Source organism: Desertivibrio insolitus, assembly GCF_017355965.1.
GTDB lineage: Bacteria > Actinomycetota > Actinomycetes > Actinomycetales > Microbacteriaceae > JAFIQW01.
The window spans coordinates 377,940-403,245 of record NZ_JAFIQW010000004.1 but is presented as its reverse complement, the minus strand read 5'-3'; the positions used below and the strand labels follow the sequence as shown (position 1 = coordinate 403,245).

The 25,306-nt window shown below is 72.3% G+C and carries 25 protein-coding genes and 1 tRNA gene; 6 read left to right on the top strand and 20 right to left on the bottom strand.

The window, feature by feature from the left end:
* Positions 1-32: 32 nt before the first annotated feature.
* Together JUB10_RS11460 and JUB10_RS11455 are read left to right on the top strand one after the other, a co-directional pair.
* Entirely contained in the window at positions 33-458 is a 426-nt protein-coding gene (locus JUB10_RS11460) for a hotdog fold thioesterase (protein ID WP_207456805.1), read from the top strand.
* 5 nt (positions 459-463) lie between these two features.
* Positions 464-1,060, top strand: a complete 597-nt coding sequence (locus tag JUB10_RS11455; protein ID WP_207456804.1) for a DNA alkylation repair protein — start codon at positions 464-466, stop codon at positions 1,058-1,060.
* Between the two features lie 50 nt (positions 1,061-1,110).
* On the opposite strand, the gene JUB10_RS11450 is transcribed toward JUB10_RS11455, so the two are convergent.
* Positions 1,111-1,719, bottom strand: coding sequence for an ANTAR domain-containing response regulator (locus JUB10_RS11450; RefSeq protein WP_207456803.1), 609 nt, complete (start codon positions 1,717-1,719; stop codon positions 1,111-1,113).
* A 47-nt stretch (positions 1,720-1,766) separates the two neighbouring features.
* On the opposite strand from JUB10_RS11450, the gene JUB10_RS11445 reads away from it, so the two are divergent.
* Positions 1,767-1,850: transfer RNA gene (locus JUB10_RS11445), tRNA-Leu, on the top strand.
* Positions 1,851-2,127: 277 nt separating this feature from the next.
* Positions 2,128-2,685, top strand: a complete 558-nt coding sequence (locus JUB10_RS11440; protein ID WP_207456802.1) for a GNAT family N-acetyltransferase — start codon at positions 2,128-2,130, stop codon at positions 2,683-2,685.
* Between the two features lie 15 nt (positions 2,686-2,700).
* On the opposite strand, the gene JUB10_RS11435 is transcribed toward JUB10_RS11440, so the two are convergent.
* Positions 2,701-2,880: a hypothetical protein gene (locus tag JUB10_RS11435; RefSeq protein WP_207456801.1), complete on the bottom strand. Its 180-nt coding sequence runs from the start codon at positions 2,878-2,880 to the stop codon at positions 2,701-2,703.
* Between the two features lie 168 nt (positions 2,881-3,048).
* Here JUB10_RS11435 and JUB10_RS11430 point away from each other — a divergent pair, with 168 nt between their 5' ends.
* Together JUB10_RS11430 and JUB10_RS11425 are read left to right on the top strand one after the other, a co-directional pair.
* Entirely contained in the window at positions 3,049-4,263 is a 1,215-nt protein-coding gene (locus tag JUB10_RS11430) for an MFS transporter (RefSeq protein ID WP_207456800.1), read from the top strand.
* Between the two features lie 61 nt (positions 4,264-4,324).
* On the top strand, positions 4,325-5,125 hold the full coding sequence (locus JUB10_RS11425; RefSeq protein WP_207456798.1) for a hypothetical protein: 801 nt from the start codon (positions 4,325-4,327) through the stop codon (positions 5,123-5,125).
* Between the two features lie 60 nt (positions 5,126-5,185).
* On the opposite strand, the gene pyk is transcribed toward JUB10_RS11425, so the two are convergent.
* From pyk to fmt, 18 genes are all read right to left on the bottom strand, one after another.
* Positions 5,186-6,631, bottom strand: a complete 1,446-nt coding sequence (gene pyk / locus JUB10_RS11420; RefSeq protein ID WP_207456797.1) for a pyruvate kinase — start codon at positions 6,629-6,631, stop codon at positions 5,186-5,188.
* A 36-nt stretch (positions 6,632-6,667) separates the two neighbouring features.
* Positions 6,668-8,125, bottom strand: coding sequence for a glutamate synthase subunit beta (locus tag JUB10_RS11415; RefSeq protein WP_207456795.1), 1,458 nt, complete (start codon positions 8,123-8,125; stop codon positions 6,668-6,670).
* A complete protein-coding gene (gltB, locus tag JUB10_RS11410; protein ID WP_207456794.1) occupies positions 8,118-12,695 on the bottom strand; it encodes a glutamate synthase large subunit in 4,578 nt (1,525 codons plus the stop codon). Before gltB ends, JUB10_RS11415 begins: the two co-directional genes overlap by 8 nt.
* A gap of 145 nt (positions 12,696-12,840) precedes the next feature.
* Positions 12,841-13,860 (bottom strand): prolipoprotein diacylglyceryl transferase, encoded by a 1,020-nt coding sequence (gene lgt / locus JUB10_RS11405; protein WP_374191698.1) that lies wholly within the window; start codon positions 13,858-13,860, stop codon positions 12,841-12,843.
* A gap of 86 nt (positions 13,861-13,946) precedes the next feature.
* Positions 13,947-14,729, bottom strand: a complete 783-nt coding sequence (gene trpA, locus JUB10_RS11400) for a tryptophan synthase subunit alpha (protein ID WP_207457081.1) — start codon at positions 14,727-14,729, stop codon at positions 13,947-13,949.
* 17 nt (positions 14,730-14,746) lie between these two features.
* Positions 14,747-15,961 carry a tryptophan synthase subunit beta gene (gene trpB / locus JUB10_RS11395; protein ID WP_207456793.1) on the bottom strand — a complete coding sequence of 405 codons (1,215 nt, stop codon included), beginning with the start codon at positions 15,959-15,961 and terminating at the stop codon, positions 14,747-14,749.
* 5 nt (positions 15,962-15,966) lie between these two features.
* On the bottom strand, positions 15,967-16,749 hold the full coding sequence (gene trpC / locus JUB10_RS11390) for an indole-3-glycerol phosphate synthase TrpC (RefSeq protein WP_207456791.1): 783 nt from the start codon (positions 16,747-16,749) through the stop codon (positions 15,967-15,969).
* Entirely contained in the window at positions 16,749-16,985 is a 237-nt protein-coding gene (locus tag JUB10_RS11385; RefSeq protein ID WP_207456789.1) for a DUF6704 family protein, read from the bottom strand. Before JUB10_RS11385 ends, trpC begins: the two co-directional genes overlap by 1 nt.
* A 39-nt stretch (positions 16,986-17,024) precedes the next feature.
* Entirely contained in the window at positions 17,025-17,612 is a 588-nt protein-coding gene (locus JUB10_RS11380; RefSeq protein ID WP_278250366.1) for a Trp biosynthesis-associated membrane protein, read from the bottom strand.
* Positions 17,613-17,692: 80 nt separating this feature from the next.
* A complete protein-coding gene (locus JUB10_RS11375) occupies positions 17,693-19,213 on the bottom strand; it encodes an anthranilate synthase component I (RefSeq protein ID WP_207456788.1) in 1,521 nt (506 codons plus the stop codon).
* Positions 19,210-19,572, bottom strand: coding sequence for a phosphoribosyl-AMP cyclohydrolase (gene hisI, locus JUB10_RS11370; protein WP_207456786.1), 363 nt, complete (start codon positions 19,570-19,572; stop codon positions 19,210-19,212). Before hisI ends, JUB10_RS11375 begins: the two co-directional genes overlap by 4 nt.
* Positions 19,569-20,330: an imidazole glycerol phosphate synthase subunit HisF gene (gene hisF, locus JUB10_RS11365; RefSeq protein ID WP_207456784.1), complete on the bottom strand. Its 762-nt coding sequence runs from the start codon at positions 20,328-20,330 to the stop codon at positions 19,569-19,571. Before hisF ends, hisI begins: the two co-directional genes overlap by 4 nt.
* Positions 20,330-21,184 (bottom strand): ATP phosphoribosyltransferase, encoded by an 855-nt coding sequence (hisG, locus tag JUB10_RS11360; protein ID WP_207456783.1) that lies wholly within the window; start codon positions 21,182-21,184, stop codon positions 20,330-20,332. Before hisG ends, hisF begins: the two co-directional genes overlap by 1 nt.
* 43 nt (positions 21,185-21,227) lie before the next feature.
* Positions 21,228-21,491: a phosphoribosyl-ATP diphosphatase gene (locus JUB10_RS11355; protein WP_207456781.1), complete on the bottom strand. Its 264-nt coding sequence runs from the start codon at positions 21,489-21,491 to the stop codon at positions 21,228-21,230.
* Between the two features lie 116 nt (positions 21,492-21,607).
* Positions 21,608-21,979, bottom strand: coding sequence for an FKBP-type peptidyl-prolyl cis-trans isomerase (locus JUB10_RS11350; protein WP_207456780.1), 372 nt, complete (start codon positions 21,977-21,979; stop codon positions 21,608-21,610).
* A 92-nt stretch (positions 21,980-22,071) separates the two neighbouring features.
* A complete protein-coding gene (gene rpe / locus JUB10_RS11345) occupies positions 22,072-22,746 on the bottom strand; it encodes a ribulose-phosphate 3-epimerase (protein WP_207456778.1) in 675 nt (224 codons plus the stop codon).
* A gap of 240 nt (positions 22,747-22,986) precedes the next feature.
* Complete coding sequence (locus JUB10_RS11340; RefSeq protein ID WP_207456776.1) at positions 22,987-24,390, bottom strand: RsmB/NOP family class I SAM-dependent RNA methyltransferase; 1,404 nt, start codon at positions 24,388-24,390, stop codon at positions 22,987-22,989.
* Positions 24,387-25,304: a methionyl-tRNA formyltransferase gene (gene fmt / locus JUB10_RS11335; RefSeq protein WP_207457078.1), complete on the bottom strand. Its 918-nt coding sequence runs from the start codon at positions 25,302-25,304 to the stop codon at positions 24,387-24,389. Before fmt ends, JUB10_RS11340 begins: the two co-directional genes overlap by 4 nt.
* Positions 25,305-25,306: the final 2 nt, after the last annotated feature.

Genomic DNA, 25,306 nt, shown 5'->3' with positions numbered 1-25,306 from the left:
CACCGCCGTCCGACCGCCTCGCAAGGAGCGCGATGACCGTCTTCCCCGACGACCTCGACCCGGAGCTGTACGAGAGGATCGTCGCCTCCGGCGGCGGTGCCCTCGCGAAGAAGATGGGGATCGAGTTCCTCGAGCTCTCGGCCGAGCGCAGCGTCGCCCGCATGCCGGTCGAGGGGAACACACAGGTGATCGGGCTGTTGCACGGCGGCGCTCACGTCGTGCTCGGCGAGAGCCTCGGCAGCGTGTCGTCGGCGATCCACGCCGGACCCGGGCGGTACGCCGTGGGCATCGAGATCAACGCGACGCACAGCCGCTCCGTGACATCCGGCTGGGTGACCGGCACCTGCGAGGCGCTCGTGCTCGGGCGCACGCTCGCGACGCACGAGATCGTCATGCGCGACGAGGAGGGCCGCCGGCTCTCGACCGTGCGGATGACGAACATGCTGCGCGACCGCTGAGCCGCGTGACCGAGCCGGCCCGGTTCATCAACGAGACCCTGCAGTACGAGGGGTCGCCCGAGCGCGGGGAGGACGAGCGCCGCCGCCTCGGCTCCGGCCTCGCGCACTACGGCGCGTCCGTGGGCGCGGTGCGGGGCGTCGTGCGCGACGCGGGGCGGAAGTTCCGCGGGCTGGGTCGCGACGAGGTCGTCGCACTCGCATCCGAGCTGTGGGGGCTTCCCGTGTTCGAGCGACGGCTCGCCGCGATCGTGCTCCTGCAGTCGAGGGTGAAGGAGCTCGACGCGCACGACCTGACCCGGATCGAGGGCTTCGTGCGCGAAGCGCGCATCGACGAACTCGTCGACCCGCTCGCGGTCGACGTGACCGGTCCGCTCGTCGCCCGGCTCGACGGCCGGGACCGGGAACGCGCCGAGGGCGTGCTCGACCGGTGGGCCGTCGACGGTCCCGTGTGGCTGGCCCGCGCCGCGCTGCTCGCGAGTGCCGTCGCGACCGGAGAGGACGCCGTCGCGCGGAGGGCGCGCCTCGCGGCATCCGCCCACCCGCCCGGCGAGCTCGAGCGGGCGACCGCCGCGGCGGGAGGCGTCAAGCGGCGCTCGCACTGACCCGAAGCGCTGATCGGAATGCGCTGCCGCTCCGGACGCGGCGGCGCCGATCAGCCCTTCTTGGGGGCGAGCTGCTCGATGATCGCCTGGGCGACGTCGTGCATCGTGAGGCGGCGGTCCATCGACGCCTTCTGGATCCAGCGGAACGCCTCGGGCTCGGTGAGGCCCATCTTCTCGTTGAGCAGGCCCTTGGCGCGGTCGACGAGCTTGCGGGTCTCGAAGCGCTCGACGAGGTCGGCGACCTCGGCCTCGAGCGTGATGATCTGCTGATAGCGGCTCAGCGCGATCTCGATCGCGGGCAGCAGGTCGTTCGGCGTGAACGGCTTGACGACGTAGGCCAGGGCGCCGGCCTCGCTCGCGCGCTCGACGAGCTCCTTCTGGCTGAACGCCGTGAGCAGCACCACGGGGGCGATGTGCGCCTTGGTCAGCCGCTCGGCGGCGGAGATACCGTCGAGCTGGGGCATCTTCACGTCCATGACGACCAGGTCGGGGCGCAGCTCTGTCGCGAGAGCGACGGCCGTCTCACCGTCGCCGGCCTCGCCGACGACCTCGAAGCCGTTGTCGCGCAGGGTCTCGACGATGTCGAGACGGATGAGCGACTCGTCCTCGGCGACGACGACACGACGGGGTGCGGCGGGGGTGGTTTCTACGTCACTCACGGATAAATCCTAGCCTTGAGGTATCGTCCTCATCGTCACCCTCGTGCGCCGGATTGGCGGAATGGCAGACGCGGAGCACTCAAAATGCTTTGCCTTCGGGCGTGTGGGTTCAAGTCCCACATCCGGCACCAGTGCGACGTGCGGGTGCGACCCGGAGGGTCGTGCGCGCACGTCGCGATGACGACAGAGGTGGGCGCCGGCACACACCGGGGTCCCCGTCCGCCGGTTCCGGGGCGCGGCGCGCAGCGCTGCGGCACGGCCGTGCGGATGGGGCGGAGTTCAAGTCCCACATCCGGCACCAGTGCGACGTGCGGGTGCGACCCGGAGGGTCGTGCGCGCACGTCGCGATGAGGTGACGTGTCTTGTGCAGCGGGTCGGCAGGCGTCGGTCTTCGGGCACGATGTCCTCGTGACGATCGAGCCCTGGCACGTGACCGAGCCGCTGCGCACGGAGCGTCTGGTGCTCCGGGCGCACGAGTGGACGGACGCCGACGACCTGCTCGAGTCCCACTCGGATCCGGAGGTCGTGCGCTTCCTGCCCTGGCCGGTGCGGGACCGCGCCGCCGTCGAGGAGACGCTCCGGGGCAAGCTCACCCAGCACCGCGCCGAGCGCGACGGCGACTGGCTCGTGCTCGCCGTCGAGGAGGCGGCCACCGCCCACGTCGTCGGCGAGGTGCTGCTGAGGCGCGATGCCGCGTCGAGCGAGCTCGGGTTCGCGTTCTCCCGTGCCGTGTGGGGGCGGGGAGTCGCGTCCGAGGCGTGCCGGGCGATGCTCGCGCTCGCGCGGGAGTGGCGCGTCGCGGTCGTGCTGGCCGTCGTGGTGCCCGGCAACGAGCGGTCGGTCTCGCTGCTCACCCGGCTCGGGTTCGAGCCCGACGGGAGCGAGGAACGACGGGGCGAGGTGCTCGACCGCTACCGGCTCGCGCTCGAAGAAGAGGGGCGGGACGCCGCAGCATCCCGCCCCTGATCTGATCGGTCGTCGTCAGCCTTCGGCCTGCGAGGGCTTGTCGCCCGGTCCCTTGCCGTCGGTGGTCGTCTCGTCGGCGCTGTCCTGGTCGAAGTCCTCGCCCTCGGCCTGGGAGGGCTTGTCGATGCCCTCGCCCGAGGCCTCGCCGACCGAGGGGTTCTCGCCGTGCGGCTGGTTGTCGTCGTCGCTCGTCATGCTGGTCCTTCCGTCGATCGGATGCCGGATGCCCGCGGCATCCGGCGCTCCCTACTGTCCCCTCCCCCTCCCCCTGCTCAAACACCTCCGCGGTACTCTGTCGGGGTCGTGCGATCCGCCAGCCGGGCAGCCCCGCTTTCGCGCGGCCGGAATTCGGAGCAGCGCTTCATGCCGTCCCTCGTCGGGCCGTACCGTCGCATCCTCGCCCTCCCGGGCACCCGTTCGTTCGCCGGCGCCGCCTGGGTGGGCCGCTTCGCGAAGGCCACGATGGCCATCGCCGCCGTGCTGCTCGTGGCCGGCGAGACGGGCGACTACGCGATCGCGGGAGCGGTCGCCGGCGCGATCGCGATCTCCGTCGCGGTGGCGGGGCCGCAGTGGTCGCGTGCTGTGGACCGGCTCGGTCAGCGGCGCGTGCTCGCTCTCGCGCTGCCCGTGCAGGTGGCCGCCGCGCTCGCGTTCGTCGCCGTCGTCGTGCTCGGCGCGCCTGCCTGGACCTGGATCGTGCTCGCCCTCGCCGTCGGCGCGACCGCGGTGGATCTCGGCGTGCTGTCGCGTGCCCGGTGGCTCGCGACGCTCGACGACGACGGGGACCGGCACACCGCGTTCTCCCTCGAGTCGGTCGCCGACGAGCTCGCCTTCGTGCTCGGCCCCCCGCTCGTCACGCTGCTCGCGACCGCCGTCTGGCCCGCGCTCGGGTTCCTGACCGGCGTCGGCATCGGGGTCGCCGGTGCGCTCGCGCTGCTCCCCCAGCGCGCCACCGAGCCGCCGGTGCGTACCGCGACCGCCGAGCAGCGCCCGCGGGGGCGCGTGCGCGGCATCCTCCCGCCCGTCACCGTCTTCCTCGCCGTCGGCCTCGTGTTCGGCTCGCTCGACGTCGGCGTCGTCGCCTTCGCCGAGGAGCGGGGCTTCGCCGCCGGCTCCGGCGTCGCGCTCGGCATCTTCGCCGTCGGCAGCGTCATCGCGGGCGTCGTGCTCGGCTCGCTCACGCTGCCCGGCACGCCCTCGCTGCGGCTGCTCGTCGCCGCGGCCGCGTTCGCCCTGCTGCTGCCGACCGTGCTGCTCGCGGACACCATTCCGGCGCTCATCGGGCTCTCGCTCGTCGCCGGGCTCAGCATCTGCCCCGTGCTCATCCTCGGCACCGCCCTCGTCGAGTCCCGCTCGCCGCGCGAGCGCCTGACCGAGCTCCTCACCTGGCCCGCCACGGGCCTCGGGCTCGGCGTCACGGTGGGCAGCGCGGTCGCCGGCCTGCTGATCGAGCACGGCGAGGCGCGCAGCGCGTTCCTCCTCACCGCCTCCGCCGCGGTGCTCGCGTTCGTGTTCGCGCTCGTCGGGGTGCTGTGGGAGCGCGTCGTACTTCGGGGTTCCGCTGAAGCGTCCCTCTGAGGGCCCTGAGCCGACGGTGTACATCGCCTGTCGGACGGGGATCGCGGCCTAGCGTCGAGATATGACCACGTCTCGTCTGCGCACCGGCATCACCGCATCCGTCCTCGCCCTCGGTCTCGGCCTGACCCTCACGGCCTGCGACCCCGCTCGCACTCAGCTCGGCGAGGTGCGCAACGAGGCGAACGACGGCCCGGGCGCGCAGCCGGACGAGGCGACGCCCGGCGACCCCGGCAGCGAGGCGGTCGCCGAGTACATCGAGCTGCTGCGCGAGGGCGACTACGCCACCGCGTTCGCCCAGCTGACGAGTGATGCCCGCACCACCTGGGGCGACGAGGAGACCTTCGCCGAGGCCGCGACGACCGGCGCCGTGATCAACCCCGCGCTCCTCGAGACGGATGCCGAGCTGAGCTACACGATCACGCTCTCCGAGGCCGCCGACTACACCCTCGTCACGGCGACGACCGAGGAGGGCACCGAGGCCGACGCGTGGCCCGTCATCCAGGAGGGCGTCGACTACTTCCTGCAGTCGCCCCAGCCGCCCGCCGAGGGTGAGGGCGTGGAATGGGTGAACCCGGACGCAGGCACCGAGGACTCCGAGGGCACGGGCGAGTTCGACGCCTCCGAGCCGGTCTCGGTGCGCTTCCCCGCCGACTCCTCCGCGGACCCCGAGTCGATCTCGTACTACGTCGACGACCAGAACGAGATGACGGAGGTCGACGCGACGACCGGCGCCGACGGTCGGCTCGAGGTCACGATCCCGCAGGACGACTTCGAGACCGGCGAGCACGTGCTGACCCTCGTCTGGCTCGAGGGGGCCCCGACGGTGTACTTCACCTCGACGGTCGCGTTCCAGGTCGACTGACCCCGGACGACCGAAAGGGCCCGGCTCCTCGCGGAGACCGGGCCCTTGCTCGTGGTGCGGCTAGACCTTGGTGTAGCCGGGCACCGTGCCGTCGACGGCGTCGCCCACGCGGTGCACGCGCAGGTCGTTGGTCGAGCCGGCGATCCCGGGAGGGGAACCGGCGATCACGACGACCTTGTCGCCGGGCTTCGCGAGGCCCTCACGCAGCAGCACCTCGTCGACCTGGTGGAACATCGCGTCGGTGTGGGTGACGCGGTCGACGAGCCACGTGCGCGAGCCCCACGTCAGCGACATCCGGCGACGCGTCTCCTCGTTCGGCGTGAACGCGAGCATCGGGATCGACGAGCGCAGGCGCGACATGCGGCGCAGCGAGTCGCCCGACTCGGTGAAGACGCAGACGTACTTCGCCTCGACGAAGTCCGCGACCTCGGCGGCCGCGAGCGTGATGGCGCCGCCCTGGGTGCGGGGCTTCGTGCCGAGCGGAGGAATGCGGCTGAGGCCGTGGTCCTCGGTCGACTCGATGATGCGGGCCATCGTCTGCACGGTGATGACGGGGAACTCGCCGACGCTGGTCTCGCCCGAGAGCATGACGGCGTCGCAGCCGTCGAGCACGGCGTTGGCGCAGTCGGATGCCTCGGCGCGGGTCGGCCGCGGGCTCGAGATCATCGACTCGAGCACCTGCGTCGCCACGATGACGGGCTTCGCCATGCGGCGGCACAGCTCGACGGCGCGCTTCTGCACGATCGGCACGGCCTCGAGCGGGAGCTCGACGCCGAGGTCGCCACGGGCGACCATGATGCCGTCGAAGGCGTCGATGATCTCCTCGAGGTTGTCGACGGCCTGCGGCTTCTCGATCTTCGCGATGACGGGGACCTTGCGACCCTCCTCCGCCATGATCGCGTGCACGCGCTCGACGTCGGAGGCGTTGCGCACGAACGACAGCGCGATGATGTCGGCGCCGAGGCGGAGGCCCCAGCGCAGGTCGGCCTCGTCCTTCTCGCTGAGCGCGGGGACGTTGACGGCGACGCCGGGCAGGTTGATGCCCTTGTTGTTGCTGATCGGGCCGGGCACGACGACGCGCGTCGTGACGACGGTGCCGTCGCTGTCGGTCACGACGAGCGCGACCTTGCCGTCGTCGATGAGTAGCGGGTCGCCGGGCTTGACGTCGAAGGGCAGGCCCTTGAACGTCGTCGACGACAGCTCCTTCGTGCCGAGCACGTCCTCGGTCGTGATCTTGAAGACGTCGCCCTCGGCGAGCTGGTACGGGCCGTCCTCGAACTTGCCGAGGCGGATCTTCGGGCCCTGCAGGTCGACGAGCACCGCGACGGCACGGCCGGAGTCCTCCGCGGCGCGGCGGACGTTGGCGTAGACCTCCTCGTGCACCTCGTACGACCCGTGGCTGAGGTTCATGCGGGTGACGTCGACGCCGGCATCGATGATGGCCCGGATGTTGTCGTAGCTCGCGGTCGCAGGACCGAGCGTCGCGACGATCTTGGCTCGTCTCATGAGTTCCTTACGTTGATTGTTGCTGCCGGGAACGGACTAGAGCGCGAGCGCGCGGTCCGTCGGCTTGACGGGGAAGGGCAGCTGGGTTTCACCCTCAAGATACCGATCGACCGCACTAGCGGCGGCACGTCCCTCGGCGATCGCCCACACGATGAGCGACTGGCCGCGGCCGGCGTCGCCGGCGACGAAGACGCCGGGCTCGTCGGTCTGGTAGTCGCCGTCGCGGGCGATGTTGCCGCGCTCGTCGGCGCGGAGGCCGAGCTGCGGGTCGATCGTGTGGCGCTCCGGACCGGTGAAGCCGAGGGCGAGCAGCACGAGGTCGGCGGGGATCTCGCGCTCGGTGCCCGCCTTCGGTACGCGGCGGCCGTCGACGAACTCGGTCTCCGCGACACGGATGGCGCGCACCTCGCCGGCCTCGTTGCCGAGGAACTCGACGGTCGAGGCGAGGAACATCCGCTCGCCGCCCTCCTCGTGAGCCGAGGAGATCTCGAAGATCGTCGGAGTCATCGGCCAGGGCTGGTGCTCCGGGCGCTCGTGCGGCGGCTGCTTGCCGATCGCGAGGTTCGTGACGCCGAGCGCCTTCTGGCGGTGCGCGGTGCCGATGCAGTCGGCGCCGGTGTCACCGCCGCCGATGACGACGACGTGCTTGCCCTCCGCGGTGATCTGCGAGTCGACGGTGCCGCCCGCGACGACGCGGTTCTGCTGCGTCAGGTAGTCCATCGCGAAATGGATGCCGTCGAGGTCGCGGCCGGGGATCGGCAGGTCGCGCGGCACCAGGGCACCGGTCGCGATGATCACGGCGTCGTAGCGCTGCTTGAGGTCGTCCCACGTGATGTCGGTGCCGATGTCGACGCCGGCGCGGAAGCGGGTGCCCTCCGCGGTCATCTGCGCGATGCGCGCGTCGATGTGGCGCTTCTCCATCTTGAAGTCCGGGATGCCGTAGCGCAGCAGGCCGCCGATACGGTCGTCGCGCTCGTACACGGCCACGGTGTGGCCCGCACGGGTGAGCTGCTGGGCGGCGGCGAGGCCGGCGGGGCCGGAGCCCACGACGGCGACGGTCTTGCCGGTGAGTCGCTCCGGCGGGTGCGGCGTGATCCAGCCGTTGTTGAACGCGATCTCCGCGATCGACGCCTCGACCTGCTTGATCGTGACGGGCGGCTGGTTGATGCCGAGCACGCACGACGACTCGCACGGCGCCGGGCACAGCTTGCCGGTGAACTCCGGGAAGTTGTTCGTCGCGTGCAGACGCTCGACCGCGTCGCGGTCGTGGCCGCGGCGGATGAGGTCGTTCCACTCCGGGATCAGGTTGCCCAACGGGCATCCGGAGTGGCAGAACGGGATGCCGCAGTCCATGCAGCGCCCGGCCTGCCGGCGGAGCACGCCGCTCTCCTGCTGCTCGTAGACCTCTTTCCAGTCCATGAGCCGCAGCGAGACGGGCCGACGGGCGGGGAGCTCGCGCTCCCGCGTCTTCAGGAAGCCCCTGGGATCAGCCACCTGTCACCTCCAGGATGCGCGTCCACACGACGTCGCCATCCGGGTCGAGCCCCTCCTCCACGGCGTTCTGGCGGGTGGCCAGCACGGCCGCGTAGTCGCGGGGCAGTACCTTGACGAACCGTGCGAGGGTCTCGTCGATGTCGTCGAGCATGCGCTTGGCGAGCTCGGAGTCGGTCTCACGGACGTGCTGCTGGAGCAGGTCGGTGAGGATCTCGGCGTCACCCGCGCCGAGTGGCAGGAGCGAGAGCTCGCCGGAGGCGAGGGCCTCGCGGTTGACGCTCGACTCCTGCAGCGCGTGCACGTACGCCGTGCCGCCGGACATGCCGGCGCCGAGGTTGCGTCCGGTCGCGCCGAGGATGACGGCGAGTCCGCCGGTCATGTACTCGAGCGCGTGGTCGCCCACGCCCTCGACCACGGCGGTCGCGCCGGAGTTGCGGACGAGGAAGCGCTCCCCCACGATGCCGCGGATGAACATCGAGCCCTGCGTCGCGCCGTAGCCGATCACGTTGCCCGCGATGACGTTCTCCTCGGCCGCGAAGGTCGAGCCCTTGGAAGGACGCACCACGATCGAGCCGCCCGAGAGGCCCTTGCCGACGTAGTCGTTGCTGTCGCCCTCGAGGCGCAGCGTGATGCCGGCCGGGAGGAACGCGCCGAGCGACTGACCGGCCGAACCCGACAGGGTGATGTCGATCGTGCCGGCGGGCAGGCCGTTCTCGCCGTAGCGCTTCGTGACCTCGTGCCCGAGCATCGTGCCGACGGCCCGCTCGGTGTTGCGGATCGGCAGCGACATCGTGACCTTGCGGCCGCTGTCGAGCGCGTCGCGCGACAGCAGCACGAGGCGGCGGTCGAAGTGCTCGTCGAGTTCGTGGTCCTGGGCGACGCGGCGCGTCCGCGGTGCCTCGTCGTCGAACTTCGGGCCGACGAGGATCGGCGTGAGGTCGAGACCGTCGGCCTTCCAGTGCTGCACGGCGCGGTCGACGTCGAGCACCTCGGTGTGGCCGATGGCCTCCTCGAGCGAGCGGAAGCCGAGCGCGGCGAGGTACTCCCGCACCTCCTGCGCCAGGAACTCGAAGAAGTTGACGACGAACTCGGGCTTGCCGCTGAAGCGCGCGCGCAGCTCGGGGTTCTGCGTCGCGACGCCGACGGGGCAGGTGTCGAGGTGGCAGACGCGCATGAGGATGCAGCCCTCGACGACGAGCGGTGCCGTCGCGAAGCCGTACTCCTCGGCGCCGAGCAGCGCCGCGACGATGACGTCACGGCCGGTCTTCATCTGGCCGTCGACCTGCACCGTGACGCGCTCGCGCATGTTGTTGACCATGAGCGTCTGCTGCGTCTCGGCCAGACCGAGCTCCCAGGGGGTGCCGGCGTGCTTGAGCGAGTTCACGGGGCTCGCGCCGGTGCCGCCGTCGTGGCCCGAGACGAGTACGACGTCGGCCTTGGCCTTGGTCACGCCCGCGGCGACCGCGCCGATGCCCTTCTCGCTCACGAGCTTGACGTGCACCCGCGCGGCGGGGTTCGCCCGCTTGAGGTCGAAGATCAGCTGCTTGAGGTCCTCGATCGAGTAGATGTCGTGGTGCGGGGGCGGGCTGATGAGCCCGACGCCGGCGGTCGCGTGCCGGGTGCGGGCGACCCACGGGTACACCTTGCTCGGCGGCAGCTGGCCGCCCTCGCCGGGCTTCGCGCCCTGCGCCATCTTGATCTGGATGTCGTCGGCGTGCGTGAGGTACATGCTCGTCACACCGAAGCGGCCGGAGGCGACCTGCTTGATTGCACTGCGGCGCTCGGGGTCGAGCAGACGGTCGACGTCCTCGCCGCCCTCACCGGTGTTCGACTTGCCGCCGAGCCGGTTCATGGCGATCGCGAGGGTCTCGTGCGCCTCCTTGCTGATGGAGCCGTAGCTCATCGCGCCGGTGGAGAAGCGCTTGACGATCGACTCGACCGGCTCGACCTCGTCGAGCGGCACGGGCGGGCGCACCCCCTCGCGCAGCGCGAACATGCCGCGCAGCGTCATGAGGTTCTCCGACTGCTCGTCGACGAGTCGCGTGTAGTCGCGGTAGATGTCGTACCGGCGGTTGCGCGTGGCGTGCTGCAGGCGGAACACCGTGTCCGGGTTGAACAGGTGGGGCGGGCCGCCGCGGCGCCACTGGTACTCGCCGCCGACGGCGAGGCGCTCGTGCGTGCCGGGCGCGCCGTCCTCGGGGTAGGCGGAGCGGTGGCGCGCCGCGGACTCCGCCGCGATGACGTCGATGCCGACGCCGCCGAGCAGGCTCGAGGTGCCGGTGAAGTACTGGTCGACGAACGCCTGGCTGAGGCCGACGGCCTCGAAGGCCTGGGCGCCGGCGTAGGACGACACCGTCGAGATGCCCATCTTGGACATGATCTTGAGCACGCCCTTGCCGAGCGCCTTGAGCAGGTTGGCGACGGCCTTCTCGCTCGTGACGCCCTCGAGCTCGCCGGCGCGGACGAGGTCCTCGGCGGTCTCCATGGCGAGGTACGGGTTGATCGCGGATGCCCCGTAGCCGATGAGCAGCGCGACATGGTGCACCTCGCGCACGTCGCCGGCCTCGACGATCAGGCCGACCTTCATCCGCGTCTCCTGGCGGATGAGGTGGTGGTGCACGGCCGCGAGCATGAGCAGCGACGGCACGGGCGCGAGATCGGCGTTCGAGTCGCGGTCGCTCAGCACGAGGAACTGCGCCCCGGCCTCGATGGCACGGTCGGCCTCCTCGCACATCGCGGCGAGGCGCTTCTCGAGCGCGGTCGGGCCGTCGTCGACGCGGTAGAGGCCGCGGATCGTCGTCGTCAGCACGCTGCCCGGGCGCGGGTCGATGTGCTGGATCTTCGCGAGCTGGTCGTTGTCGATGACCGGGAAGTCGAGGATGACCTGCTTCGCGTGCTCGGGGGTCGCGTCGAGCAGGTTGCGCTCCGGTCCGAGACCGAGCTTCAGGCTCGTGACGACCTCTTCGCGGATCGAGTCGAGCGGCGGGTTCGTCACCTGGGCGAACTGCTGCGTGAAGTAGTCGAAGAGCAGGCGCGGGCGCTTCGAGAGCACCGCGATGGGGGTGTCGGAACCCATCGCGCCGAGCGGCTCGCCGCCGGTCTTGGCCATCGGCCCGACGAGGATCCGGACCTCCTCCTCGGTGTAGCCGAAGGTGCGCTGGCGGCGCGTGACCGACGAGGGGGTGTGCACGATGTGCTCGCGCTCCGGCAGGTCGGCGAGGTTGATGCGGCCCTCCTCGAGCCACTCCCCCCACGGCTTCGACGCGGCGAGCTCCTGCTTGAGCTCGTCGTCGTCGATGAGGCGACCCTCTTCGGTGTCGACCACGAACATCTTGCCCGGGCTCAGGCGGCCCTTGCGGACGACCTTCGAGGGCTCGACGTCGAGCACGCCGATCTCGCTCGCGAGCACGACGAGGCCCTCGTCGGTGACGAGCCAGCGACCGGGGCGCAGACCGTTGCGGTCTAGGGTCGCGCCGACCAGCGAGCCGTCGGTGAAGACGATCGCGGCGGGGCCGTCCCACGGCTCCATGAGCATCGAGTGGTACTCGTAGAAGGCGCGGCGCTGGGCGTCGAGGTCGGGCTGGTTCTCCCAGGCCTCGGGCACCATCATCATGACCGCGTGCGGGAGCGAGCGGCCGGAGAGGCTGAGCAGCTCCACGACCTCGTCGAACGAGGCCGAGTCGCTCGCGCCGGGCGAGACGATCGGCAGCACGGGCTGCAGGTCGCCGAGCAGGTCGGAGGCGAGCTGCGACTGCCGCGCGCGCATCCAGTTGCGGTTGCCCTGCACGGTGTTGATCTCGCCGTTGTGCGCGATCATCCGGAACGGCTGCGCGAGCGGCCAGCTCGGGAAGGTGTTCGTCGAGTAGCGCGAGTGCACGAGGGCGAGCTTCGAGGCGAAGCGCTCGTCGGAGAGGTCAGGGTAGAACGGCTCGAGCTGGAGCGTCGTGACCATGCCCTTGTAGACGAGCGTGCGGCTCGACAGCGAGGGGAAGTACGCCTCGAGCTCGCGCTCGGCGCGCTTGCGGAGGCGGAACGTCTGGCGGTCGAGCTCGATGCCCTGCAGCGGCCGGCCGTCGCGGTCGTGCCGGCCGGATGCCACGAAGAGCTGCTCGATCTTCGGCGCCGCGTTGCGGGCGAGCGAGCCGAGGTGCGAGGGGTCGACGGGCACGTCGCGCCAGCCGAGCACCTCGAGGCCCTCTTCCAGGGCGATCGTCTCGATGCCGAGCTTGATCTCGCTGCGCTCGTCGGCGTCGGTCGGCAGGAAGCTGAGGCCGACGGCGTAGGAGCCGACGGGCGGCAGGTCGAACGCGGTGACCTCGCGCAGGAACGCGTCGGGGATCTGCGTGATGATGCCCGCGCCGTCGCCGGTGCCGGCGTCCGAGCCGACGGCACCGCGGTGCTCGAGGTTCCGCAGCGCGCTCAGCGCGACGTCGATGATGTCGTGCCCGGCGGTGCCGCGCATGGTGGCGACCATCGCGAGACCGCACGCGTCTCGGTCGTTCGCCGGGTCGTACAGACCGGCGGCGGCAGGAGCCGCTCCGAAGCGGGAGTTCAGGGGTGTGGGAGCCATGGGACCGTCCTCACGAGGAAAGGTAATACACGGGGGACGACGTTGGCCCGGGGCGGCTGCACGCTGGCAGGAGGGTGGCGGCGGGTGGCATCCGTCGTCGGATGGTCACGGGCGCGAGCGGCTGGCTGCGGCCGCGGCGGTGCTGTCAGGAGGTGGCGCGGGAGGAGCTTGTGGCGGTCGCACCGGATACTCCGGCGGGGACGGGCTCGAGGGAGTCGTCGTCCTCGTCGGTGTAGGTCTCGTCGGAGTCTACCTTGTCCGAGACCTCGTCTTCCGGCTCGCGGCCCGGAACGTAGCCGCTGGGCTCGAGTCCCGGGTGGCGGCGCTTCTGCACGACGAAGATCACGACGCCCAGGAGGATCGCGAGCCACGCGGCCCAGATGTTGACGCGGATGCCGAGGAACAGCTCGCTCGGGTCGATGCGGATCGCCTCGAACCAGCTGCGCCCGATGCCGTACCAGATGAGGTACAGGCCGAGTGCCCGGCCCCACTGGAAGCGGAACTCGCGGTCGAGCAGCAGGATCACGGCGAAGCCGAGCAGGTTCCACAGGATCTCGTAGAGGAAGGTCGGGTGGAACAGCGTGTCCGACGGCAGGCCGATCGGGAACGCGGGGTTCGTCGACTCGATCTCGAGGCCCCACGGCAGGTCGGTGGGGATGCCGAAGAGCTCGTGGTTGAAGTAGTTGCCGAGCCGGCCGAAGGCCTGCGCGAGCAGGAGCCCGGGGGCGAGCGCGTCGGCGAAGGTCCAGAACCGGACGCCGGCGATGCGGCAGCCGATCCAGGTGCCGATCGCGCCGCCGATGAGGGCGCCGAAGATCGCCATCCCGCCGTTCCAGATCGCGAAGATCTCGAGCAGGTTGGCGCCCTCGAAGAAGTAGTCGCCCGGGTGGGTGAAGACGTGGTAGAGCCGACCGCCGAGGATGCCGAGGATCACGGCGAAGATGCCGACGTCGAACACGACGCCCGAGTCCACGCCGCGGCGGCGGAGCCGGGCCGCGGTGACGATGATCGCCGCGATGATCCCGGCGAGGATGCAGAGGGCGTAGGCGTGGATGTTGAAGTCGGGGAACCACGACAGGCCGAGGTCGCGCAGCCACTGACCCGAGAGGGTGATCGGCACCTGGAGCTCGGTGTCGGGGCTCGGGAGGCTCGAGTGAGCGATCACGGGGATGTCCCTTTCGGTGGTCGGTGGGGTCGAAGGCAGAGTCTAGCGACGGTGCGGAAGACGGCGGACGCCGCGCGGCCGTCGCGTCAGGAGAGGCCGCGCGCGAGTTCGGCGGCGGCGCGGCCGACGCCGGGCACCCCGCCGTCGGCGAGGGCCTTCACGAGCATCGAGCCGACGATCGCGCCGTCGGCGTACTCGAGCACCTCGCGCACCTGGTCGGCGGTGGAGATGCCGACGCCGACGCACGCGTGCTCCGCTCCGGCGTCGCGGAGGCGGGAGACGAGCGAGCGGGCGGCCACGTCGACGTCGCTGCGCGCGCCGGTGATGCCCATCGTCGAGACGGCGTAGACAAAGCCGCGGCTCATCGTCACCGACTGCACGAGCCGCTCGTGCGACGACGAGGGCGCGGCGAGGAAGACGCGGTCGAGCCCGGTCTCGTCGGAGGCTGCGAGCCAGGGCCCGGCCTCGTCGGGCACCAGGTCGGGCGTGATGAGGCCCGCTCCCCCGGCCGCGGCGAGGTCGCGTGCGAAGCGGTCGACGCCGTACTGCATGACGGGGTTGAAGTAGGTCATCAGGAGCACGGGCACGTCGACGCGGCTCGTGATCTGCGCGACGGCGTCGAAGACGTGGGCGAGCCGGAAGCCGTTCGCGAGCGCGGTCTGCGTCGCGGCCTGGATGACGGCGCCGTCCATGACCGGGTCGGAGTACGGCACGCCGAGCTCGATGACGTCGACGCCGTTCTCGGCGATCGCGACGGCGGACTCGACGCTCGTGGCGAGGTCGGGGAAGCCGGCCGGCAGGTAGCCGACGAGGGCGCCCCGTCCGGCGGCGCGGCGCTCGGAGAGCAGCGTGCCGACGGGGCTCGTGATGCGGGGGGCTTCGCTCGTCACATCTGCTCCGCGTTCTCGTCGAGCACCTTGAACCACCGGGCGGCGGTCGTCACGTCCTTGTCGCCGCGCCCGGAGAGGTTCACGAGCACGATGCCCTCGGGGCCGAGTTCGCGGCCGAGCGCGAGCGCGCCGGCGAGGGCGTGCGACGACTCGATCGCGGGGATGATGCCCTCGGTCTGGGTCAGCAGGCGGAAGGCCTCCATCGCCTCGGCATCCGTCACGGGCAGGTAGCTGGCGCGGCCGATGTCGGCGAGCCAGGCGTGCTCCGGGCCGACGCCGGGGTAGTCGAGGCCGGCGGAGATGGAGTGCGACTCCATCGTCTGGCCGTCCTCGTCCTGCAACATGTAGCTCTTCGCGCCGTGCAGCACGCCGGGGCGGCCCTTGGTGATGGTCGCGGCGTGGTGCGGCGTGTCGGCGCCGTCGCCCGCGGCCTCGAAGCCGTAGAGCTTGACGTCGGGGTCGTCGAGGAACGCGTGGAAGATGCCCATCGCGTTGCTGCCGCCGCCGACGCACGCGGCGATCGCGTGCGGCAGGCGCCCGGTGAGGGCGAGGACCTGCTCGCGGGCCTCCTCGCCGATGATCTTGTGGAAGTCGCGCACCATGACGGGGAACGGGTGCGGACCGGCGACGGTGCCGAGCAGGTAGTGCGTCGTCGAGACGTTGGCCACCCAGTCGCGGAGCGCCTCGTTGATCGCATCCTTGAGCGTGCGCGAGCCCGTCTTCACCGGGATCACGGTCGCTCCGAGCAGACGCATGCGGGCGACGTTGAGCGCCTGGCGCTCGGTGTCGACCTCGCCCATGTACACGACGCACTCCATGCCGAAGAGCGCCGCGGCGGTCGCGGTCGCGACACCGTGCTGCCCGGCGCCGGTCTCGGCGATGAGGCGGGTCTTGCCGAGGCGCTTGGCGAGCAGGGCCTGGCCGAGCACGTTGTTGATCTTGTGCGACCCGGTGTGGTTGAGGTCCTCGCGCTTCAGCAGGATGCGGGCGCCGCCCGCGTGCTGAGCGAAGCGGGGCGCCTCGGTGATGATCGAGGGCCGCCCGGTGTAGGTGCGGTGCAGCTCGTCGAGCTCCGCCTGGAACTCGGGGTCCTCGCGGGCGACGCGGTAGGCCGCGTCGAGCTCGTCGAGGGCGGCGATGAGGGACTCGGGCACGAAGCGCCCGCCGTAGTCGCCGAAGTAGGGGCCGACGGCGTCGCGGAGAAGGGTCATGGTGTTCAAACCGCCAGGAAGCGCTGAAGGGTGGAGACGGGGTCGCCGTCGGTGACGAGGGCCTCGCCGACGAGCACGGCGTCGGCGCCGGCGGCGCGGTAGGCCGCGACGTCGGCCTCGGTACTGACGGCGGACTCGGCGACCTTGACGACGCCGTCGGGGATGCCCGGCGCGAGCCGGCCGAAGAGACCGGCGTCGAGCTCGAACGTGGTGAGGTCGCGGGCGTTGACGCCGACGACGGTCGCGCCGGCGTCGACGGCGCGGGAGACCTCGTCGGCGCTGTGCGCCTCGACGAGCGCGGTCATGCCGAGCTGGGTCGCGAGCTCGTGCAGCTCGACGAGGGCGCGCTGCTCGAGCGACGCGACGATGAGCAGCACGACGTCGGCGCCCGCGGCGCGGGCCTCGAACAGCTGGTAGGGCTCGACGAGGAAGTCCTTGCGGAGCACCGGGATCGACACGCGCTGCTTGACGGCGCGCAGGTCGTCGAGCGACCCCTTGAACCGGCGCTGCTCGGTGAGCACGCTGACGACGGCGGCGCCGCCCTGCTCGTAGAGCGCGGCGAGCTCGGCCGGGTCCGGGATCGCGGCGAGGGAGCCGCGCGACGGGCTCGCGCGCTTCACCTCGGCGATGACGCTGACCGTGGGCACGGCCAGGGCCGCGCGGGCGTCGAGCGCGGGCGCCGCCTCGAGGGCGGCCGCCTCGACGGCCGCGAGGGGCGTGGACTCCTGGCGCTCGCGCGCGTCGGCGACGGCTCCTGCCGTCAGTTCCGCGAGAAGATCGGTCGCCACTAGTCGGCGTCGCTGCGGCGCGCGACGTAGCGCGGCCCGTTGACCCCGTAGCCCAGCTTGCCCATGAGGAAGCCGACGAGGAGTCCGACGAGGACGAGGATGCCGCAGATCCAGACGAGCCACTCGACCTCGAGGAAGAAGGCGACGGTGCCGATGGCGAAGGCGATCAGGATGATCGTCACGCCGGTCCAGGCTGCCGGCGAGTTGCCGTGGTGGTCCTGGTCTTCGTGGGCCATGGGGTCGCTCCTCGTGGTCGTGGTGGATCGGCGGAAAGTCTACCGGGAGTTGCCCGGGCCCCCGTCGTCGCGGGGGCCGTCGGTGGGGTCGTCGCCCTCGCTCAGGGCGTCCCAGTCCGCCGCGGCGGTCCGGGGCGCATCCGCCGGCGCGAGCCGCACCGCCTGGTAGCGGCGGGTCGAGCCCGGCCAGCGCCGCGCGGTGAGCAGGATCCAGGCACCGGATGCCAGAGCGCCGAGCGCGCTGGCGATCGCGACGAACGGCCACGGGGTGACGGCGACCGCGCTCACGAGCGACTCGATCGAGTCGGTGCCGGCGACGCCGGTGAGCTCGGTGACGACAGTGCCGGCGCTCTCGTAGGGCGCGACGAGGGCGCCGATGGCGGTCGCACCGAGGCCGAGGCCGATCGCGAGCTCGAGCAGGGCGAAGACCACCCGGAACACGGGTCCCGCGAGGGTGAGGGCGGCGCCGAGCGCGAGCGAGGCGACAGCGAGGGCCGCGAGGGCCGGTGCCGCCGCCTCTCCGGGTGCCTCGACGATCCCGGCATCCGTCGTGAAGCGGAACCAGGGCTGCGTCCAAGCGAGCAGGGCGAGCGCGGCGCTCGCGACGACGCCGAGGACGGCGAGCAGGCGGGCCCGGCGACCGGTCGCCCGCGCGGGCGCGGCCTTCCGGCTCGGATCCTCGGCCGGGGGCTCCGGCAGCGCGCCGCTCAGCCGAGCCTCCGCATGGCGTTCGCGATCGCCACGGCACGGAGCGGCGCGGCGGCCTTGTTGCGCGTCTCGAGCTCCTCGGTGTCGGGGTCGCTGTCGGCGACGAGTCCGGCGCCGGCCTGCACGCGGGCGATCCCGCCCTGCAGGAGGGCCGTGCGGATCGCGATCGCGACGTCGGCGTCGCCGCCGAAGCCGAAGTACCCGACCACTCCCCCGTAGACGCCGCGCTGGGCGACCTCGAGCTCGTCGATGATCTCGAGCGCCCGAGGCTTCGGTGCGCCCGAGAGCGTGCCGGCGGGGAACGTCGCTCGGAACACGTCGACGGCGTTGCGGCCGGGGGCGAGGTCGCCCTCGACGCTCGAGACGAGGTGCATGATGTGGCTGTAGCGCTCGATGCGCATGAACTCGGTGACCTCGACCGTGCCGGGGCGGCAGACCTTCGCGAGGTCGTTGCGGGCGAGGTCGACGAGCATGAGGTGCTCGGCGCGCTCCTTCTCGTCGGCGGCGAGGTCCTCGGCGAAGCCCTGGTCCTCGTCGGGGGTCGCCCCGCGCGGACGCGAGCCGGCGATGGGGTGCGAGTAGACGCGGCCCTCCTGCACCTTGACGAGCGCCTCCGGCGAGCTGCCCACGACGTGGTACGGCTCGCCCGCGGGAGACTCGAGGGAGAGCAGGTACATGTACGGGCTCGGGTTGAGCGTGCGCAGCACCCGGTAGACGTCGATCGCGGGGGCGGATGCCTCGTGATCGAAGCGCTGCGACAGCACGACCTGGAACACGTCGCCGTCGCGGATGAACTCCTTGGCGGCGACGACCGTCTGCTGGAAGGCGCCCGGCTCGAGGCGGAGCGTCGGCTCCGGGGCGGCGGTGAGGTCGACCTCGGCGAGGTGGGCCTCGCTCGGTGCGGCGAGCCGTGTCTGCAGGTCGTCGAGGCGCCGCTGCGCCTCCGCCCAGAGCGCCTCCGGGGTCTGCTCGCCGTCGGCGAGCACGTTCGCGATGAGCAGCACGGCGCCCGTGCGGTGGTCGACGACGGCGAGGTCGGCGACGAAGCTCAGGGCCTGACCGGGGACGTCGAACTCGGCGGGCGGCGCGTCGGGCAGCCGCTCGAGCTGGCGCACCGCCTCCCAGCCGATGAAGCCCACGAGGCCGCCGGTGAGCGGGGGCAGTTCGGGGAGGGCGGGCGTGGCCCAGCGCTCGTAGAGGTGCTCGACGGCCGCGAGGGGCGCGGTCGGCGCGTCGGCGCCGAGGGCGCGCTCGGCGTCGAGCGTGACCGGCTGCCACGTGGCATCCGCCCCGCTCTGCGTCAGAACGCCGAACGCGGAGACGCCGATGAAGGAGTAGCGCGACCAGATGCCGCCCTGCTCGGCGGACTCGAGGAGGAACGTGCCGGGGGCGCCCTGGGAGAGCTTGCGGTAGATGCCGACGGGGGTCTCGGTGTCGGCGAATAGCTCGCGCACGACGGGCAGCACGCGGTGGTCGGGCAGCAGCGCGTCGAAGCGCTCCCGGGTCGTCGTGAGGCTCATGCGGGCTCCCCGATCACGGGCTCGAGCGGCCCGACCTCGAAGCACGAGTGCGCGCCCGTGTGGCACGCGGCGCCGATCTGGTGCACGGTCACGAGCAGCGCGTCGCTGTCGCAGTCGAACGCGGCGGCGCGCACGTACTGCGCGTGCCCGGACGTGTCGCCCTTGCGCCAGTACTCCTGGCGGGAGCGGGACCAGAAGGTGACCCGGCCGTCGGTGAGCGTGCGGCGGAGCGCCTCGCGGTCCATCCAGCCGAGCATGAGGACGTCCTTCGAGCCCTCCTCCTGGATGATCGCGGGCAGCAGGCCCGCCTGGTCGAAGCGCGCGGTCTCGAGCACCGAGTCGAGCGAGGCATCGGTCATCGGGTCGTCACCCCTTCCGCCTGCAGGGCGTGCTTGATGTCGCCGACGGTGATCTCGCCGGAGTGGAAGACGCTCGCGGCGAGCACGGCGTCGGCGCCCGCGTGGATCGCGGGGGCGAAGTGCTCGATCGCGCCGGCTCCCCCGCTCGCGATGACGGGAACGGTCGACAGCTCGCGCATGAGACCGACGAGCTCGAGGTCGAAGCCCTGCCGGGTGCCGTCCGCGTCGATCGAGTTGACGAGCAGCTCGCCCGCGCCGCGCTCGATCGCCTCGCGGGCCCAGTCGAGCGCGTCGATGCCGGTCGCGGTGCGGCCGCCGTGGGTCGTCACGACGAAGCCGGATGCCGTGCCGCTCGCGCGCTTGACGTCGAGGCTCAGCACGCACACCTGGGCCCCGAACCGGTCGGCGATCTCGTCGATGAGCGCGGGGCGGGCGATGGCGGCGCTGTTGACGCCGATCTTGTCGGCGCCGGAGCCGAGCAGACGGGCGACGTCCTCCGTCGAGCGCACTCCCCCGCCGACGGTGAGCGGAATGAAGACCTGCTCGGCCGTCGCGGTGACGACGTCGTACATCGTCGCGCGGTCGTCGACCGTCGCCGTGACGTCGAGGAACGTGACCTCGTCGGCGCCCTGCTCGTAGTACCGGCGGGCGAGCTCGACCGGGTCGCCCTGGTCGCGCAGGCCCTGGAAGTTGACGCCCTTCACGACGCGGCCCGCCGCGACGTCGAGGCACGGGATGACGCGGGTGGCGACCGACATCAGAGCCTCGCGGCGTGGATGGGGCTGACGAGGATCGCCTTCGCGCCCAGGTCGTACAGCCCGTCCATGATGAGGTTCATGTCGCGGCGCTTGACCATGACGCGCACGGCGGCCCACTCGGGGTCGTGCAGCGGGCTGACCGTCGGCGACTCGATGCCGGGCGCGAGCGCAGCGGCCTCGTCGAGGAGCGCGCGGGGCACGTCGTAGTCCATGAGCACGTACTGCCGGGCGACGAGCACGCCCTGGAGGCGGCGGTGCAGCACGTCGATGCCGGGGCGCGAGGCATCCGCGCTGATCAGCACGGCGGTCGACTCGAGGATGACCGGTCCGAAGATCTCGAGGCCCGCGGCGCGCAGCGTGGCGCCGGTCGAGACGACGTCGGCCACCGCGTCGGCGACGCCGAGGCGTACCGCCGATTCCACGGCGCCGTCGAGACGCACGAGCTTCGCGGTGACGCCGTGCTCGGCGAGGAACGCTCCGACGAGTCCGGGATAGCTCGTCGCGACCCGCGCGCCGTCGAGGTCGCGCACCTCCGCGAAGCGGGAGGGCGGGCCGGCGAAGCGGAACGTCGAGCCGCCGAAGTCGAGGCTCGCGATCTCGGCGGCCTCGCTCTCGGAGTCGAGCAGCAGGTCGCGGCCGGTGATGCCGACGTCGAGAGCGCCCGACCCGACGTACGTCGCGATGTCGCGGGGACGGAGGTAGAAGAACTCGACGTTGTTGCGCGGGTCGGCGACGTGGAGCTCGCGGGTGTCGCGGCGGCCGGCGTATCCGGCCTCGTGGAGCATCTGGGCGGCGGTCTCGCTGAGCGAGCCCTTGTTGGGCACCGCGATCCTCAGCGGCGGCTGGCTGGCCATGGGGTTCCTTCTGGTGAGTGCGTGAACGACGGGACGGGCGACATCACAGATGTCGGTAGACGTCCTCCGTCGTGAGCCCCTTCGCGAGCAGCAGCACCTGCAGGTGGTAGAGCAGCTGCGAGATCTCCTCGGCGGTGCGCTCGTCCGACTCGTACTCGGCGGCCATCCAGACCTCGGCGGCCTCCTCGACGATCTTCTTGCCGATCGCGTGCACACCGGCGTCGAGCTCGGCGACCGTGCCCGAGCCCTCTGGGCGCGTCTCGGCCTTCTCGCGCAGCTCGGCGAAGAGGTCGTCGAAGGATTTCACGCCGACAAGCGTATCGCCGCCGGGAGGCCCGCCCCGTCCGGTGACCGTCGGGGCCCGGAAACGACGGATGCCGGACGGGGACCCGCCCCGCCCGGCATCCGTCCGGTCGTCGTGCGTCAGTTCACGCCGAGCAGGTCGATCACGAAGATGAGGGTGCGGCCGCCGAGGCGGTGACCGCCAGCCGGGCCGTAGGCCAGGTGCGGGGGCACGACGAGCTGGCGGCGTCCGCCGACCTTCATGCCCGGGATGCCCTGCTGCCAACCCGCGATGAGCTGGCCGAGCGGGAACGTGATCGACTGACCGCGGTTCCAGGAGGAGTCGAACTCCTCGCCGGTCTCGAAGTCGACGCCGAGGTAGTGGACGGTGACGGTCGAGCCGGGAGGGGCCTCGGGGCCGTCGCCCACCTCGATGTCGGTGATGGTCAGCTCGCTCGGAGCGGTGTCGCCCGCGAACTCGACCTCGGGCTTGGTCTTTCCGGTGTCAGCCATGCGACAAGTCAACCAGGTGCCGCCGGGGTGCCGGCTCCGAGCTCAGAGCGCAGGGTGCTCAGCGCGCCAGCGTGCTTGGCGCGCCAGCGTGCTCAGTGCGCGGGGGTGCTGAGTGCGGCATCCGCCTCGGCGCGCAGCTCGGCGATCGCCCGCTCGGGGTCGTCGCTGCCGTAGACGGCGCTGCCCGCGACGAACGTGTCGGCGCCGTGGCGGGCCGCCTCGGCGATCGTTCCCGACGCGATGCCGCCGTCGACCTGCAGCCGGACGTCGAGGCCTGACGCCGCGATGGCCTCGGCGGTGCGGCGCACCTTCGGCATCATCTCGGTCTGGAACGACTGGCCGCCGAAGCCGGGCTCGACGGTCATCACGAGGATCATGTCCCACTCCTCGAGCGTCGCGAGGTAGGGCTCGACGTCGGTGCCGGGCTTGACCGCGATCGCGGCCTTCGCGCCGGCCCGGCGGATGCCGCGGGCGATCTCGACCGGATCACCCGCCGCCTCGACGGAGATCGTGACCGACGCCGCGCCCGCCTCGGCGTAGCCGACGGCCCAGCGGTCGGGATTCTCGATCATGAGGTGCACATCGAGCGGAACGGGGCTGACCTGCACCAGGCGCTGCACCATCGGCAGCCCGAACGTGAGGTTCGGCACGAAGTGGTTGTCCATCACGTCGACGTGGACCATGTCGGCGGTCGTGATCCGCGAGAGCTCCCGCTCGAAGTTGGCGAAGTCGGCGGCGAGGATCGACGGATGGATTCGGGCGTGCACCCGGCAAGCCTACTGAGGGGTGGCTGGGCGGGTTCGCCGGGACGGGCTGTCGTGTCGCCGGTTCCGGAGCCCACGTTCTGGATCAGGAGCCGGGCACGGCACGGCAGGAGACCTGCGCCGTGAGCGGGCCGGTGCGACTCATGAGTGGTGGGAGCGGCGCGCCGAGGGTGGTCGGCGTGTCGCCGCGCGGCTCATGATTTGCGCCGGTGCTGTGGGTGGGCGGCGATTGGCGGCGAGCCGTCAGTGCCGCTGCAGCAGCTGGATCGACATCGCGTCGGTGTTGTGGCGGTGCGGCCACAGCTGCACGCGGTGGGGGTCGCCGGCGAGGTCGAGCTCGTCGCGGGCGACGCTCTGCAGCACGGATGCCGTGTCGAGGCGCTCCACGTCGGGCCGGTCCCGCAGCACGCTCTCGACGATCGCGCGCGTCTCGGCGAGGTGCGGGGAGCACGTCACGTACGCCACGAGGCCGCCCGGCTTGACGGCGTCGAGGGCGCTGCGGAGCAGGGACTGCTGCAGGGTGGCGAGCTCCGCGACATCCGACGGCTGCTTGCGCCAGCGCGCCTCGGGACGGCGGCGGAGCGCGCCGAGCCCGGTGCACGGCGCATCCAGCATGATGCGGTCGTAGGTCGCGGGCTCGTCTCGGCCGTACAGCGTGCCGTCGCCCTGCCGCACCTCGGGCGGCTCGGGCAGCGCGGCGAGGGCGTTGCGCACGAGGTCGACGCGGGCGGGCACGAGCTCGTTGGCGACGAGGGTCGCGCCGCCGCCCGCGGCCTCGGCGGCGAGCAGGGCGGCCTTGCCGCCGGGGCCGGCGCAGAGGTCGAGCCAGCGCTCCCCCGCCTCGATCGGGCGGGCGCGGCTCAGGGCGAGCGCCGCGAGCTGCGAGCCCTCGTCCTGCACGCGGGCGCGGCCGGATGCCACGAGCGGGTGATCCGACGGGTCGCCGGCCCTCGCCGCGGCGCCGACGGGGCTGAACCGCGCGGGCGGCCCGACCTCGGCGACGTCGGCGAGCCCCGGCAGGGCGACGAGCGAGACGCGGGGCGAGCCGTTGTCGGCGGCGAGCAGGTCGCCGAGTTCGTGCCCGCGGTCCTCGGCCTCGAGGGCGGTGCGCAGCGCGCGGACGACCCAGACGGGGTGAGCCTCGGCGATCGCGAGCCGTTCGTCGTCGGACCGCGCCCCCTCGAGCGCGCGCTCCCGCCACTCCTCGGGCTCCGCGCGGGTGATGCCGCGCAGCACGGCGTTGACGAAGCCGGATGCCTGCGGCGCGACCTGCCGCGCGAGCGACACGGCCTCGTCGACGACGGCGTGCGGGGCGGTGCGCATGGAGAGCAGCTGGTGGGCGGCGAGGCGGAGCACGTCGAGCACGGGCGAGTCGATGCGGTCGATCTGCCGGCCCGACGCGAGCGCGATGACGCGGTCGTAGTAGCCGCGGCGGCGGAGCGTGCCGTAGGTGAGCTCGGTCGCGAGTGCGGCGTCCTGCGCGCTGAGCTTCGCGCGGCGCAGGCGTGCGGGCAGCAGGAGGTTCGCGTAGGCGTCGGACTCGTCGACGGCGTGCACGACGTCGTAGGCGAGCCGGCGCGCGGGCTGCACCCGCGACTGCGGGGGTCGGCGCGGCGGGCGGGGCTGCCGGCGGGCGGGACCGGTCATTCGGCGACCAGCCCCTCGGCGCCGGAGCCGCGCCACCAGTCGGTCGCGGCCATCGCCTTCTTGCCGGCGGGCTGCACGGTGACGAGCTCGAGCGGATGCGTGCCGGTGCCGACGAGCACGCGGCCCTCGCGCAGGGCGAACGCGCCGGGCGCGAGCGCGGCGGCGTCGCGGGCGAGGTGTGCCTCGTGGATCTTGAACCGTTCGCCGCCGAGCAACGTGAACGCGCCGGGCTCCGGCGTGACGCCGCGGATCCTCGCGTCGAGCATGACGGCGGGCTCCGACCAGTCGAGGCGGGCGTCGTCGAGCGTGAGCTTCGGCGCGAGCGTGACGTCGCCGACCTGCGGTTCGGCGCGGGCGGTGCCGGATGCCAGGGCGTCGACGACCCGCGTGACGAGCGGCGCTCCGGCATCCGCGAGCGTGTCGAGCAGGTGCCCCGCGGTCTCGCGGGCACCGATCTGCTGCGTGAGCATGCCGTAGACGTCGCCGGCGTCGAGCTCGGGCACGAGCTGGAAGACGCTCGCGCCCGTGACGTCGTCGCCCGCGATGAGCGCGCGCTGCACGGGGGCGGCGCCGCGCCACCGGGGCAGCAGCGAGAAGTGCAGGTTGATCCAGCCGAGCCGGGGCGCGGAGAGCAGCGGCTCGCGCACGAGCCCGCCGTAGGCGACGATGACGCCGAGGTCGAAGCCGCGACCGACGACGGCGTCCTCCGCCTCGGCGCGCAGCCGATTGGTGCGGAGCACGGGGATGCCGAGCTCCTCGGCGGCGGCGGCCACGGGCGTCGGCGTCAGCACGCGCTTGCGCCCCTGCGGCGAGTCCTCGCGGGTGATCACGAGGGCCACGTCGTGAGAGGAGGCGGCAAGGGCGCGCAGGGTCGGGACGGCGGCGGCCGGGCTGCCGGCGAAGACGAGCTTCAGGG

Excerpts from the sequence above, each read along its gene's own strand:
- JUB10_RS11460 (WP_207456805.1), top strand. The coding sequence starts at position 33 with ATGACCGTCTTCCCCGACGACCTCGACCCGGAGCTGTACGAGAGGATC.
- JUB10_RS11435 (WP_207456801.1), bottom strand. The coding sequence starts at position 2,880 with ATGACGAGCGACGACGACAACCAGCCGCACGGCGAGAACCCCTCGGTC.
- JUB10_RS11430 (WP_207456800.1), top strand. The coding sequence starts at position 3,049 with ATGCCGTCCCTCGTCGGGCCGTACCGTCGCATCCTCGCCCTCCCGGGC.
- JUB10_RS11425 (WP_207456798.1), top strand. The coding sequence starts at position 4,325 with ATGACCACGTCTCGTCTGCGCACCGGCATCACCGCATCCGTCCTCGCC.
- pyk (WP_207456797.1), bottom strand. The coding sequence starts at position 6,631 with ATGAGACGAGCCAAGATCGTCGCGACGCTCGGTCCTGCGACCGCGAGC.
- gltB (WP_207456794.1), bottom strand. The coding sequence starts at position 12,695 with ATGGCTCCCACACCCCTGAACTCCCGCTTCGGAGCGGCTCCTGCCGCC.
- trpB (WP_207456793.1), bottom strand. The coding sequence starts at position 15,961 with ATGACCCTTCTCCGCGACGCCGTCGGCCCCTACTTCGGCGACTACGGC.
- JUB10_RS11385 (WP_207456789.1), bottom strand. The coding sequence starts at position 16,985 with ATGGCCCACGAAGACCAGGACCACCACGGCAACTCGCCGGCAGCCTGG.
- JUB10_RS11375 (WP_207456788.1), bottom strand. The coding sequence starts at position 19,213 with ATGAGCCTCACGACGACCCGGGAGCGCTTCGACGCGCTGCTGCCCGAC.
- hisI (WP_207456786.1), bottom strand. The coding sequence starts at position 19,572 with ATGACCGATGCCTCGCTCGACTCGGTGCTCGAGACCGCGCGCTTCGAC.
- hisF (WP_207456784.1), bottom strand. The coding sequence starts at position 20,330 with ATGTCGGTCGCCACCCGCGTCATCCCGTGCCTCGACGTCGCGGCGGGC.
- hisG (WP_207456783.1), bottom strand. The coding sequence starts at position 21,184 with ATGGCCAGCCAGCCGCCGCTGAGGATCGCGGTGCCCAACAAGGGCTCG.
- JUB10_RS11350 (WP_207456780.1), bottom strand. The coding sequence starts at position 21,979 with ATGGCTGACACCGGAAAGACCAAGCCCGAGGTCGAGTTCGCGGGCGAC.
- JUB10_RS11340 (WP_207456776.1), bottom strand. The coding sequence starts at position 24,390 with ATGACCGGTCCCGCCCGCCGGCAGCCCCGCCCGCCGCGCCGACCCCCG.